Genomic DNA, 13,550 nt, shown 5'->3' with positions numbered 1-13,550 from the left:
TTTATAATAAGTTCAATATCGGTATATTATGCCTTATGGTCTTAGCAAGTTTTGCCGTTTTGCTGTGAATGTGTGGGAGGTCAATCCTGCTGGAAAAGCTGATGAACAGGTTGCCAGAGAAGGGCTTTCCTGTATGGAAGTTTGGATGAAAGAACTGGGACTTACAATGAATCTCCATGAGTTGGGGGCAACAGAAGAAATGTTGCATGGTATTGCAAATGGAACCATCATCATGGAAGGTGGATATAAGGTGTTGAATCATGATGAGGTATTGGAGATTTTGAAGAACAGTTTGTAAGCATTCAAGTAGGAGCTTTTATAACGATAATATAATAGAAAAAGGCAAGTGCTGTGAAAGAAATTTTTCTTTGATGTTGCTTGTCTTTTTTTAATTCATCACTTGACATTGTGGCAAAGAAATCCTGAAAGGGGACGAGTAGAAAAAAGAGCAGCTGCATGAGCAGGAAGAAGAAAATAGACAGAGCAGTTGATGATGTGGAATGTCCGGTGCAGTGTGGGTGTAATGCTCATGCTACATCGGACTTTTTTCGAAAATGATTTTTAATAATGTTGATTTTCAACTACTTTTAACTCAAATATTGCATCTTAACTTAAAAAGAGTTAAGATTGCAAGTAATGACATGGAATATCTCGATAAAGTTCCTGGAGTCAAGAATCAAAGTGTTTTTAAAGAAGCTTATGTTATGGGATATTTTATTTACTAATGTTGATTTTCAACTGCTGGACGAATGGGAGGGGTGCTTCATGCCGTTGCAAATGATCAGAAACGATATTACAAAAATGAACGTTGACGCAATCGTCAATGCTGCCAACACGTCCCTTTTGGGCGGCGGCGGTGTGGACGGTTGCATTCATCGTGCGGCCGGACCGGAACTGCTTGCAGAATGCAGTACGCTGCATGGCTGCGAAACCGGCAGTGCAAAAATTACAAAGGGATACCGCCTGCCCTGCAAATATGTGATCCATGCAGTCGGTCCGCGCTGGAGGGATGGCAGGCATCGGGAGCAGGAGCTTCTGGAATCCTGTTATCGGACATCTTTGAATCTGGCGAAAGAAAATGGCTGTCAGTCTGTAGCTTTTCCGCTGATTTCTTCCGGTGTTTACGGCTATCCAAAAGACCAGGCTCTGAAGGTTGCAGTCGATACCATCAGCGAATTTCTGCTGGAAAACGAGATGATGGTCTATATCGTTATTTTTGACCGAAAGACATATCAGATTAGCGGAAAGCTGTTTGATGACATCGCAGTGTACATAGATGACAGGTATGTGGAAGAACATACCGACAGGAGGGCAGAACAGAGTCGGTGTTCCGAAGCATGGCAAGAGGAATCCTGCTTTGAAGCTGCATCTGTCCCGCTGCCGCCCGAAGCAATCTGTAAATCCTGCAGCAGTCAGTCTCTGGAAGAGGCGCTGGGACAGATGGATGAGAGCTTTTCAGAAATGCTGCTTCGAAAGATTGAGGAAAGCGGTATGACGGATGCACAGTGCTACAAGAAAGCAAATATTGACAGAAAGCTCTTCTCAAAAATCCGTTCGGATAGATTCTATAAGCCATCCAAACCTACGGTGCTGGCATTTGCCCTCGCTTTGGAGCTGCCGCTTGCCCAGATGCAGGAGATGCTCGGCAAGGCAGGATTCACATTGTCCCATTCGAGTAAATTCGACATCATTGTAGAATATTTTGTTGAACGGGGAAACTATAATGTGTATGAAATCAATGAAGCACTGTTTGCCTTTGACCAGAGTCTGATCGGAGCATAAGAACAAAGAAATGTCGCTTTCCATGCGACCACTCCACAAAAGAAAATCGCTATACTATGACTGTAAGGTACAAAACCGAGCAGCCATATGCGCGTGTAATGAGCCAAAGTTCGAGCTTGCTCGAAACCTTGGCGAATACCGCGACAGCGAGCCCGCAAGGGCGAGATCTTTTTGGAGGAGGACAAGCATATGAGAAAGAATTTAACAGAGATCGTTTTTATCTTAGACCGTAGCGGTTCCATGAACGGACTGGAACGGGACACCATCGGCGGATTCAATTCTATGATTGAGCAGCAGAAAAAAGCAGAGGGCGAAGCATTGATCTCAACGGTACTGTTTGACAATGTGAGTGAAGTCCTGCACGACCGTGTAGATGTAAAGAAAATCCGACCGATGACCGACCGGGATTATACAGTTCGCGGATGCACAGCGCTCTTAGATGCCATCGGCGGTGCGATTCATCACATTGGAAATGTTCATAAGTATGCACGACCGGAAGATGTCCCGGAGCATACCATGTTTGTAATCACTACGGACGGAATGGAAAATGCCAGCCGCCGGTATGACAGCGAAAAAGTGAAGCAGATGATCGAGCGTCAGAAAGAGAAATACGGTTGGGAGTTTTTGTTCCTCGGTGCCAATATTGACGCGGTAGAGACCGCAAGCCAGTTCGGAATCGGTGCAGACCGTGCAGTCAACTATCAGTGCGACAGTGAAGGAACCGCGTTGAATTATGAGGTGGTCAGCGAAGCAATCAGCTCTGTCCGGTGCAGTGCCCCGTTGAATGCAGACTGGAAAAAACGTATAGACGAGGATTATAAAAAACGTGGAGGAAAATAGAAATATGCAGGCGTATACCTACGTTTCAAAAGGAAAATTCGAATTAAGAGAGAAGCCAAAACCGACCCTGATGCAGGAGCGGGATGCTATTGTCAAAGTGACACTCGCCAGCATTTGCTCCAGCGATCTGCATATCAAGCATGGCAGCGTTCCGCGGGCAGTACCCGGGATCACGGTTGGCCATGAGATGGTGGGGATTGTGGAAGAGGTTGGAAAGGCAGTTACCAAGGTAAAACCGGGAGACCGGGTGACAGTAAACGTGGAGACCTTCTGCGGTGAATGCTTTTTCTGCAAGAAAGGGTATGTGAATAACTGTACAGATGAAAATGGCGGTTGGGCGCTGGGCTGCCGGATCGATGGCGGCCAGGCGGAATATGTGCGTGTACCCTTTGCAGATCAGGGACTGAATAAGATTCCGGATGGCGTTACGGATCGACAGGCATTGCTGGTGGGTGATGTTCTGGCTACCGGTTACTGGGCAGCGCGTATTTCAGAGATCTCAGAGCAGGATACGGTGCTGATCATCGGAGCCGGCCCCACCGGTATCTGTACCCTGCTTTCGGTAATGCTGAAAAAACCAAGACGGATTATTGTGTGTGAAAAGGATAAAAATCGTCTGCAGTTTATCCGACAGCATTATCCGGAGATTTTGTTGGTTTCTCCGGAGAAGTGTGAAGCGTTTGTACGGGCAAACAGCGATCATGGGGGAGCTGACGTTGTGCTGGAGGTTGCGGGGGCGGAAGCTACCTTCCGTCTGGCCTGGGAATGCGCGAGACCCAATGGTCTGGTGACGGTGGTTGCTCTTTATGATCAGGCACAGATCCTGCCGCTTCCGGATATGTATGGAAAAAATCTTACCTTTAAAACCGGAGGAGTGGATGGCTGTGACTGTGAAGAAACATTACGGTTGATTGCAGAGGGAAAACTGAACACAGAGCCGCTTATCACCCATACCTATTCCTTAGAAAGGATAGAGGAAGCCTATGAACTCTTTGAAGGTAAGCGGGACGGTGTAATTAAGGTAGCAGTAGAATGCTAAAAGAAGATATAGATAATTCCAATCATTAATGTACTATATATGGTATGATAATGATTGGAATTTTGTTATAACAGGGGGATTTCCAACCATTAGTATATACGATTCATGAAAAATCAGGTAAAATTATGTATAGGTAATTAAGGGATCGGTTTTATGAATCCGCTGGGTCCGGATGTGGCGACAATCCGTACTTCTGGCTGTATCGTCTTTTCGCATGGAGGCAATGGCTGCCGGAGGATTTGCCGGAGAATATGAACGATGGATGGATATGGCAGATCTGCCGACCGAAGAGGAAGAGAAGGAATTAATTGCCACGCTGTTTTCTCTGAACTAAATGATCTGACGGCTGAAGCGAGGAATAAATTTACGGAAGAGGAAAACGGTTAATGCAGTGCTTTTGAGGGGCAAACTTTCGTGCATTCATAGCAGAGAATACACTCTGTTCCATTTTTCCGCCTGCGGGTTTCCTTATTAACCTCCACGTTCATGGGGCAGATCTGCAGACACTTCCTGCAATGGACGCACTTATCCTCATCGCAGTGGACACGCAGAAGAGAAAAATAGCTCATGGGTTTGAGAAAAACCGTAATGGGACACAGATACTTGCAGAACGCCCGATTATCTTGAAACAGGAAGGCAAACACAATACCGACAATGTAATAAAGCGCATTCCCGGTAAGGAAAAGCCAGAACATGATTTGTTCCAAATGCGCCACCTGCATCAGAAACAGCCCGGACACCAACGCCAGAGACAGAAGAAACATCACATAGCGAAGGAAGCCCAGCTTTTCTTTTCGTGGCTTCTGCGGCTGATTGTAGGGCAGAAAGTCCAGCACCATAGCTGTCCAGCAGGCGTAACCGCACCAGCCACGCCCAAAAAGCAACGGTCCGAAAATTTTTGCAACCGCGTAGTGGATAGTTGCTGCTTCGAAAACGCCGAGAAACAGGTAGTACCAGAACCCTTCGATCTGCATATTTTCACGGGAAATCACGCCAAGGTACAGCAACATATAGCTGCCCACCGCCAACTGGACGAAATGCCGGGCATACCGTTTCCCGGCGGTAAACAGTGCCGTTCCAAGCCCAAGGCAGGCTCCGATGTAGCTGAAATTCAGCAGATAGAAAAAATTGTCCTTTGTGAGCCACAGCGTAACTGCCACTGCTTCAAACAGCAGAAACAGCAGCATAGATGGCACGTATTTGTGAAGTCTGTTTGGGATTTTCGTCATCTCTTTGATCCTCTGCTTTCTTATTTTTTCTCAATGCACGGACTGCCAGGCCGGTGCAAGAGCGTGTCTGGTATCTTAGCATAAGTATAGCAGAGAAATAAAAAAATAGTAATCAGATTCTTATAAAACATCTGCAAAAAAAGTGAAACGACTACAGGCGCAGACGGTTATGACCGCCTGCGCCTGTAATCGTTTGGAGTCATGCCAGACTGTTTTTAAAAGCTGTCTGGAAATGGCCTGGACTGGAAAAGTTTGATGTATTCCTATGCATAGGGTATAATGTCTTTAGAAAAAAAGATATGATTACGAAAACAAAATATTCCGCAAACATGATAGAGAAAGTAGGTATGCTATGAAAAGAAAAATTATGATTGCTGCAGTGGCAGCTGCTGTGATTTTTGCGGTGATTGCGATCCTTTCCGTTTTGGCGCAGACACCGGCATTAATCTGAGAAATCGAAATGATCTGCTGTGAAATTTCCGGCGGATCATGGAAGGATGGGAAAACTGGCGTTTCGCAAATGATTTTGGCTACTTTCATACAAAAAAATACTTTGAATATCAAGAAATCTATGCTACACTGATACTGCATGACAAAATAAAAGAAAGTGGGGATTGGAGTATGAGTGGTCTGTTTCGTGCTCTTCATCGGACAAAAGTGTTTCGAAATCTGACGGAGCAGGAGTTTGCATGGGTTTTATATGATGTGGGAAATTCGGCATTTATTATGCTTGCCTGTTCGCTGATTCCGATCTGGTTTAAGAGTCTGGCAATCGGTACAGGGCCGGGAAAAATCAGTTCGGATCAGGCGACGGCGTATTATTCGATTGCCATTTCCATTGTTACGGTGGTGGTGGCACTGATCGGTCCTGTCTGCGGTGTGCTGGCGGATCGTAAGGATAAGAAAAAGATCTTTTTTACCACAACGGCAGGTCTTGGCATCACAGGATGTGTGCTGAATGGCGTTGCGACGAGCTGGGTGCTGTTTCTGGTCATTTATATTGTGACAAGAGTCTGCTATAATGCATCGCTGACGATTTACGATTCCATGCTGAATGACGTGACGACGGAGGAACGTATGGATGAGGTATCCTCCTATGGCTATGCGTGGGGATACCTGGGATCCTGCATTCCGTTTCTTGTAGCACTGATTGCTTACGTGTTGGGGCCGGATATGGTCGGGGTGCTGCCGGATTTTGTCTCTAAGATGATTGGCTTTTGCGTGACGGCTCTCTGGTGGCTGGTGGTGACGCTGCCGTTGCTGAAGGAGTATCGGCAGAAGAATTACGTGGAAATGAGAACGGTTACCGTCGGTCAGACATTTGGAAAAATATTCAGAACCCTGAAAAAAATCGCAGTTTCGGACCGGAAAGTATTTTTCTTTCTGATTGGATTCTTTCTCTATATTGATGGGGTTGGAACTATCATTGACAACTGCATCAACATCGGAACCGATCTGAATCTGAATACGGTCGGACAGGTTGTTTTCCTGCTTGCCACGCAGGTTGTCGCTTTTGGAGGATCTCTGTTTTTTGCAAAATTGTCGCGGAAAAAAGATACGGTATCCCTGATTCTGATCTGTATCGCAGGCTATTTTGTCATCTGCCTCTATGCGCTGACACTGCGGACGCTGGTGCACTTTGCGATTCTGGCATTTGGAGTGGGATGCTTTCAGGGATCAATTCAGTCGTTGTCGCGGTCGTATTATTCCAAAATTATTCCGGCGGAGAATTCGGGAGAATATTTTGGCATCTACGATATTTTTGCCAAGGGCGCTTCCTTCCTTGGATCTGTAGTCATTGCAGTTGTAAAGCTGGCGGGAGGAACGATCAACGTAGCGGTTGCATGTCTGGCGGTTTTCTTTGCGCTTGGATTTGTTTTTCTGAAAATTGCAGACCATCAGCCGATGGCGGGTGAAAAATAAAAGATACACAGCATAAAAAATCTCAAAACCAGGAGAACAAGAGCAACTGGTTTTGAGATTTTTTGTTTTTGACTCCGGGGTTTCACAAAGAGAGGTTACGTGTTACGATAATCAGTGAGTCGGGCTGCCGGGAATGTGGCTGCCTGAAAAAAGCGCAGACAGGCCAGATCCGGAAAGCCGGAAGAGTCGATCACAAGGATGCGTTTCTGGACACCGAGGAGCTGCACATTGGTACCAGACCCCATTACACTTCTATCTGCAGACCCCGATTGCACAGATTCATGATTACAGCATGGCGCAGTTTGAGCATTGGACGAAAGAAACATTCTCTGCCAATTTTCGCAAAATGCTGACGCTGGAACAATACCGCGATCCAAAACTTGCGCAGCTTCATCATGATTATCTGGCGGGCGGACCATTGGAATATATGGCGGCGATTTTTCGTAAGCTGGCGGATTCTGATCTGTGAGAAGAACCCGGAAGCTTTTGAAAAATTTGAAGCCGCATTCCCCAAAAAGGAAAAGCTGAAACTGCTGGGGCAGCTGTTCTGATTCGAGCGATAAAGTTTGGCAGCAGAACGATGCTGAGGGGTAAGCAGGTGTGTGATAAAAGGAGAACAGGACAATGGGGGAATCCCGTGTCCTGTTTTTTTGCCCCTGAAAAGTGGAAATTTCCTATCCCCTCTGCATACAATACAGGTAGAGTATCTTTTCAAACCCGTTCAGAAAGGATGATCATTATGACGAAAGGCATTGTAAAAATAAAGAAAAACCGTGCATTTGTAGAGCAGCAGAACGGCGAGGTGGAAGTGGCTTCCGGGCAGTATGTGTATCTGAAAGTGGAAAATTGCTGGATTCCGGTGGTGGTGCGGTATTCGGCGCGGAGGAAGAAGTGGTATTTTAAGTATCTCGAGGAAATCCCGGTCTGCGGGCAGAAGGTGCTGCTGAAGGCGTAGCCGGTAAAGGGCGTTTCACGTATGTTTAACATGTGTTTAATCTTTCTGAGTCAGAAATTCATTATGCAGCTCCTGGATTCTGCGCTGTTCGGCAGCTTCCTGTTTTTCACGCTCCGATCAATACGAAGATCCCGCAAGCAGAGCGCAGATCAGCGTCAGACCGAAAACAAGAAGAAAAGAATAAAGATATGGATGACCGGGATGATTTTCATGATTCATAGGAAGCCTGGCTTTCTGAATGTAAAATTCGTAGATAAGGATTTTCTGTGTCTAAAATTCAGTATAGCAAACGGAATTTTTTGCGTCAATGGAAAGGATTGGTTTCTCGATTTCCAAATTCATCATTTACGCCGTCCCCAAAGTCTGCTAAGATAAAGAAAACTTGTTACCAAACGAGAAAACAGGAGTGATTTACATTGAAAAAGATTTTATTTATCGCAACCGGCGGCACAATCGCTTCGAAGAAGACGGAAAATGGTTTGACTCCGCAGATTACGCCGGAGGAGTTATTGTCTTCTATTCCGGAGGTGGAAGGCCTCTGTGAGATTACGGCGGTGAATCCGTTCAATCTGGACAGCTCGAATGTGGTTCCGGAGAACTGGAGCACGCTGGTGAAAGTGGCGAAGGAGCATTACGAGGATTACGACGGTTTCGTCATCGCGCACGGAACTGATACGATGGCGTACACCGCGGCGGCGCTTTCCTATATGATTCAGAATTCGGAAAAGCCGATCGTCATCACCGGAGCACAGCGGCCGATCAATTTGGATATCACGGATGCAAAGACAAACCTGTCCGACAGCTTTTATTACGCCTGTGATGATGCATCCCAGGGTGTACAGATTGTGTTCGACGGAAAAGTCATCGCGGGAACGCGCGCGAAGAAGGTGCGGACGAAGAGCTACAATGCCTTTTCCAGCATCGATTTCCCGTACCTTGCGGTAATACAGGACCGCCGGATTCTGCGGTATCTGCCGATGCTGCCGTATGAAAAGCCGGTTCGTTTTTATGAAAACTTAAGCGATAACGTTTTTCTCTTGAAACTGATCCCGGGAATCAGCCCGGTATTGCTTCCGGCGATTTTTGAGCACTACGATGCGATCATTGTGGAGAGCTTCGGTGTCGGCGGTATTCCGGCGAGCATCAAGGAGCCGTTTTACGAGCTCTGCCAGAAGTACCCGGAAAAACTCATCATCATGTGTACCCAGGTTTCTCACGAGGGAAGCGATATGACCGTCTATGAAGTCGGCCATGAGATGAAAACCCTGTGCAACATTCTCGAGTCATACGATATGACCCCGGAGGCAGTCGCAACTAAAACCATGTGGCTTCTCGGCAACCGTCCGGATGATCATGAGAGCCGGGAAAAAGCATTCTATAAACCGATCAACTACGATACGGTCTGGAAATAAGAAAAAGAAAGACGGCAAAAAGGCTGTCACGGTCCGCAGGAAAGAAATGTTTCTGCTGGCTGTGAACGCCTCTTTTTCTTTTTGAGGAAAAAGAAATTTTCCACAAAATTTTCAGATAGTACGGACGCAAAATTGATTTTTATTGGAAGAATTGTGCAAATTTCATAGAAAAATCAGAAACAGGTTGACATCTTTTGAACATTTTAGTAGAATTGAATTCATGATGCAGTGCGGAAAACGGCGGATTTTGGATGACGAATCCAACCGCTGGTTACAGTTACAACATATGTGTGAACGATAACGATTTCGGAGGTGCATGCATGAAACGGTTAAGGTTTACAGCAGATATGACAAAAGAACAGAAGCGAAACACCGTTGCAAAGCAATGGTTCAGAACGTCCGCGAACACGGCCTTCCGTGCCACGTATCCTTCACCGCAGGCACCTACGTATGCAACTGTGTCATGTACAATGTGCTTCACCTGTGCGCAACGAAATATCCGAACATCCGCGCAGGCTTCATCCACGTACCGTTCGCATGCGAGCAGGTAGTCGGAAAAGCAAGCACCATGGCAAGCATGCCGCTGGAAACGATTGCAAAATCTCTGGAATACTGCATCGAGGTAGTCGTAACCAACAAAGAAGAAGTAAAAGAAGCAATGGGAACTACCCACTAAAACAGACTTTCAGACCGTCGTACCGGAATTTTGGTGCGGCGGTCTGCTTTTTTTGCTATTTTCTCTTTTGCAAACCATATTTTTTGTGATACAATAAGATTCGTCAGAATTTTTATGCGAAAGGAACGAAAGAAAATGGAACAGGGTAAAATTTTTAAATTTCATAATGACCTTGATACAGACCAGATCATCGCATCCCAGTATCTGCTTCTGCCGAATCTGGATGAGATGAAAGGTCATGCGTTTGAATCGTTAGATCCGGACTTTGCAAAAAAAGTAAAATCGGGAGATTTTGTCGTAGGAGGAGAAAACTTCGGCTGCGGTTCTTCAAGAGAGCAGGCACCAGGCGTCTTAAAAGCACTCGGCGTGCAGGCCGTCATCGCAAAATCCTTCGCCAGAATCTTTTTCCGCAATGCCATCAACATCGGTCTCCCGGCGATTGTCTGTAAAGACCTGCCGGATGCCGTAGAAGACGGGGACACCATGGTCCTCCATATGTCCGAGGGAACCGCAGAGGTGAACGGCAAAACGTACACCTGTACCAAACTGCCGGAATATATGCAGAACATACTGAATCAGGGAGGCTTGATTGCTTCTTTGAACCGCGAGGAGGAGTAAGAACCATGGGAATGACAATTGCAGAGAAAATTATCGCCGCTGCAGCCGGCGTTCCGGAAGTAAAGCCGGGAGATATCCACACCGTAACACTGGATCGTCTGATGAGCAACGACGGAACCACCCATCTGACGGTTGATATGTACCGCAACAAATTAAACCACCCGCACATTGCGGATCCGAAAAAGCTCGTTTTCATCGTCGACCACAACGTGCCGTCCGACAGCCCGAAAACAGCAGCATCCCAGAAAAAGATGCGTGATTTTGCAAGAGAGAACAACATTGACTTCTGGGAAGGAAAAGGTGTATGCCATCAGGTGATGATTGAGAACTATGTCCGCCCGGGCGAGCTGATCTTCGGCGCTGACAGCCATACCTGCTCTTACGGAGCACTCGGCGCATTCGGCACCGGTGTCGGCTGTACCGATTTCCTGTACGGCATGGTAACGGGAACTTCCTGGGTACTCGTACCGGAAAGCGTAAAATTCAATCTTGTAGGAAAACTGCCGGAGGGCGTTTATGCGAGAGATCTGATCCTCACCATCATCGGCGAGGTCGGCGCAAACGGATGCAACTACCAGGTGATGGAGTTTACCGGTGAGGGTGCAAAGACTTTAAGCATCAGCGACCGTATGGCACTTTGCAACATGGCAGTTGAGGCCGGCGCCAAGACCGGTATCTTTGAGGCAGATGAGAAAGCCATCGAGTACCTGAAAGAGCACGGAAGAGAGCCAAAAGAAATCTTTCACAGCGATCCGGACGCAAAATACGTCAGAGAGTACACCTTTGACCTTTCCAAAGTCCGCCCGGTTGTTGCAAAACCGGATTTCGTAGACCGCGTTGTTCCGGCAGAAGAGACCTGCGGAACGCCGATCAATGAAGCATTCCTTGGATCCTGCAACAACGGAAGAATCGAAGATCTCCGCGTCGGCGCAGAGATCATCCGCGGAAAGAAAGTCGCAGAGGGCGTCCGTTTCCTCGTTGTTCCGGCAAGCCAGACGATTTACCGCCAGGCATTAAAAGAGGGTATCATCGATACCTTCATGGAGGCAGGAGCTATTGTGATGAACCCGAACTGCAGCGTCTGCTGGGGAAGCTGCCAGGGTGTCATCGGTGAGAACGAAGTGCTGATCAGCACTGGAACCCGTAACTTCAAGGGACGTGCCGGTCATCCAAGTTCCAAAGTATACTTGGGCTCTGCCGCAACCGTAACCGCATCTGCAATTGCCGGAAAGATTGCGACCGCAGACCAGATCTGACCATTTTCTTTGAGGGATACATAATATTTTTGGGAGAATAAACATATGGAAGCATTTACAGGAAAAGTATGGGTGCTTGGAGACGATATTGATACCGATATCATTATCCCGACCGAGTATCTTGCTTTAAAGACAATTGACGATATGAAACAGTACGGCTTTTCCCCGCTCCGCCCGGAACTGGCCGGACAGATTGAAAAGGGCGACATCATCGTGGCAGGAAAGAACTTCGGCTGCGGCTCCTCGAGAGAGCAGGCACCGGAGATCATCAAGGCGCTCGGCATTTCCTGCGTTATCGCGAAATCCTTTGCTCGGATCTTTTTCCGCAACTCCATCAATAACGGCCTTCTTCTGATCGAGCAGCCGGATCTGCACGACGATATCAAAGAGGGCGACACCATCACCGTCAAGATGAATGAGCATGTTGATTACAACGGAAAAACATACCCGATCGCAGCTCTGCCGGAGAACCTGATGGATATCATTCAGGCAGGCGGCCTGGTAAAGGCAATGCGCAAGCGCAACGGATTGGATTAAGAGCGGGAGGAAGAAACGATGGGCAATACAGTAATTGAAAAAATCATCCGCCACAACACCGGAAAAGACGTAAAACCGGGCGACATTGTGACGGTCAACGTGGACAGAGTCATGATTCATGATATCTTCATCCCGTTTGTCGGCGATAAATTCGAGGAGATGGGCTTTACCAAACTGTGGGACCCGGATAAAGTCGTTCTGATCTACGACCACCTCGTTCCGGCAAGCCAGGTGGACGATACGAGACATTTCCACAAAGGCGATGAATTTGCAAAGAAATACGGCATGAAAAACGTACACAGAAGCGACGGAATCTGCCATCAGTTAATGACAGAGGCAGGTTACGTAAAACCGGGCGACGTTGTTTTCGGAACCGACAGCCACACGACGACATACGGCTGTGTCGGTGCATTCTCTTCCGGAATCGGCTACACCGAGATGGCGAGCATCCTCGGAACCGGTACGATGTGGATCAAAGTGCCGGAGACGATCAAAGTTGTCATCGAAGGCGAGCTGCCGAAAAATGTGATGTCAAAAGACATTATCCTGCGTCTGATCGGTGACCTCGGTGCAGACGGCGCAACGTACCGCGCACTGGAGTTCTCAGGAAGCACCGTAGAAAATATGACCGTGGCAAGCCGTATGACGATTGCCAACATGGCGATCGAGGCAGGTGCCAAATGTGCACTTTTTACCCCGGATGAGAAGACCGCAGAATACTGCGAGATCGAACTCAATGACTATCAGAAGAGCTTAAAAGGCGATGAGGATGCAAAATATCTGTGCACCATCACCTACCGCGCCGAGGATTTTGTGCCGGTTATGGCATGCCCGTCCCAGGTAGACAAGATCCGTGATACCAGCGTTCTCGAGGGAACCCCGATCGATCAGGTCTTCATCGGTTCCTGTACGAACGGCCGTCTCGAGGATCTGCAGGCGGCAGCCGAGGTTTTAAAAGGCAAAAAAGTAGCCGACTACGTAAAACTGATCGTAACACCGGCAAGCCGCAAGATTTATCTGCAGGCAAGCAAAATGGGCATTCTCGATACACTGGCAGAGGCAGGCGCCATGATTACACATCCAGGCTGCGGTCTGTGCTGCGGAAGAGCGGGCGGAATCCTCTCTGACGGCGAGCGTGTTGTAGCAACGAACAACCGAAACTTTCTTGGAAGAATGGGTACTTCTAAAGTTGAAATTTATCTGGCATCTCCAAAGACAGCGGCAGCATGTGCAGTAGCTGGAAAAATTGTGACGCCGGAAGTGTAAACGAACTTAACAGCAGA

15 protein-coding genes are annotated in these 13,550 nt (G+C 47.4%); 14 read left to right on the top strand and 1 reads right to left on the bottom strand.

Annotated features, from left to right (window positions below):
• Positions 1-133: 133 nt before the first annotated feature.
• The 5 genes from DW769_RS17125 (at position 134) to DW769_RS16340 (ending at position 3,995) form a co-directional block, all read left to right on the top strand.
• Entirely contained in the window at positions 134-298 is a 165-nt protein-coding gene (locus DW769_RS17125; RefSeq protein WP_022462483.1) for an oxidoreductase Fe-dependent alcohol dehydrogenase family, read from the top strand.
• 467 nt (positions 299-765) lie between these two features.
• Positions 766-1,782: an O-acetyl-ADP-ribose deacetylase gene (locus tag DW769_RS01540; RefSeq protein WP_117800771.1), complete on the top strand. Its 1,017-nt coding sequence runs from the start codon at positions 766-768 to the stop codon at positions 1,780-1,782.
• 189 nt (positions 1,783-1,971) lie between these two features.
• A complete protein-coding gene (locus DW769_RS01535; RefSeq protein WP_118749870.1) occupies positions 1,972-2,622 on the top strand; it encodes a vWA domain-containing protein in 651 nt (216 codons plus the stop codon).
• A gap of 4 nt (positions 2,623-2,626) precedes the next feature.
• The gene (locus tag DW769_RS01530) at positions 2,627-3,661 is read left to right on the top strand and encodes an alcohol dehydrogenase (RefSeq protein WP_117760425.1); all 1,035 of its coding nucleotides are present in this window, start codon (positions 2,627-2,629) and stop codon (positions 3,659-3,661) included.
• Positions 3,662-3,833: 172 nt separating this feature from the next.
• Positions 3,834-3,995: a hypothetical protein gene (locus DW769_RS16340; protein ID WP_158568531.1), complete on the top strand. Its 162-nt coding sequence runs from the start codon at positions 3,834-3,836 to the stop codon at positions 3,993-3,995.
• Between the two features lie 49 nt (positions 3,996-4,044).
• Here the strand turns inward: DW769_RS16340 and DW769_RS01525 are convergent, their stop codons facing one another.
• Positions 4,045-4,881, bottom strand: a complete 837-nt coding sequence (locus DW769_RS01525) for a 4Fe-4S binding protein (RefSeq protein WP_442857759.1) — start codon at positions 4,879-4,881, stop codon at positions 4,045-4,047.
• A 630-nt stretch (positions 4,882-5,511) separates the two neighbouring features.
• On the opposite strand from DW769_RS01525, the gene DW769_RS01520 reads away from it, so the two are divergent.
• From DW769_RS01520 to DW769_RS01470, 9 genes are all read left to right on the top strand, one after another.
• A complete protein-coding gene (locus DW769_RS01520; protein WP_117760423.1) occupies positions 5,512-6,813 on the top strand; it encodes an MFS transporter in 1,302 nt (433 codons plus the stop codon).
• Between the two features lie 133 nt (positions 6,814-6,946).
• Positions 6,947-7,282: a hypothetical protein gene (locus DW769_RS16715; RefSeq protein WP_243105399.1), complete on the top strand. Its 336-nt coding sequence runs from the start codon at positions 6,947-6,949 to the stop codon at positions 7,280-7,282.
• Between the two features lie 270 nt (positions 7,283-7,552).
• Positions 7,553-7,768 (top strand): hypothetical protein, encoded by a 216-nt coding sequence (locus DW769_RS01505; RefSeq protein ID WP_022462490.1) that lies wholly within the window; start codon positions 7,553-7,555, stop codon positions 7,766-7,768.
• 416 nt (positions 7,769-8,184) lie between these two features.
• A complete protein-coding gene (locus DW769_RS01495; protein ID WP_118749867.1) occupies positions 8,185-9,180 on the top strand; it encodes an asparaginase in 996 nt (331 codons plus the stop codon).
• A gap of 316 nt (positions 9,181-9,496) precedes the next feature.
• Positions 9,497-9,856: a pyroglutamyl-peptidase I family protein gene (locus DW769_RS01490; RefSeq protein ID WP_238033056.1), complete on the top strand. Its 360-nt coding sequence runs from the start codon at positions 9,497-9,499 to the stop codon at positions 9,854-9,856.
• A 135-nt stretch (positions 9,857-9,991) separates the two neighbouring features.
• On the top strand, positions 9,992-10,474 hold the full coding sequence (locus DW769_RS01485; protein ID WP_118699910.1) for a LeuD/DmdB family oxidoreductase small subunit: 483 nt from the start codon (positions 9,992-9,994) through the stop codon (positions 10,472-10,474).
• Positions 10,475-10,479: 5 nt separating this feature from the next.
• Entirely contained in the window at positions 10,480-11,730 is a 1,251-nt protein-coding gene (locus tag DW769_RS01480) for a 3-isopropylmalate dehydratase large subunit (protein WP_055218299.1), read from the top strand.
• Between the two features lie 45 nt (positions 11,731-11,775).
• Entirely contained in the window at positions 11,776-12,267 is a 492-nt protein-coding gene (locus tag DW769_RS01475) for a LeuD/DmdB family oxidoreductase small subunit (RefSeq protein WP_022462500.1), read from the top strand.
• An 18-nt stretch (positions 12,268-12,285) separates the two neighbouring features.
• Positions 12,286-13,533, top strand: coding sequence for a 3-isopropylmalate dehydratase large subunit (locus DW769_RS01470; protein WP_055218295.1), 1,248 nt, complete (start codon positions 12,286-12,288; stop codon positions 13,531-13,533).
• The last annotated feature ends 17 nt before the right edge of the window (positions 13,534-13,550 follow it).

The sequence above is a fragment of the Blautia sp. AM29-29 genome (assembly GCF_003480555.1).
Taxonomy (GTDB): Bacteria; Bacillota; Clostridia; order Lachnospirales; family Lachnospiraceae; genus Fusicatenibacter; species Fusicatenibacter saccharivorans.
Note: the sequence above shows the minus strand (reverse complement) of the source record. Positions and strands in the feature narration are given on the sequence as shown.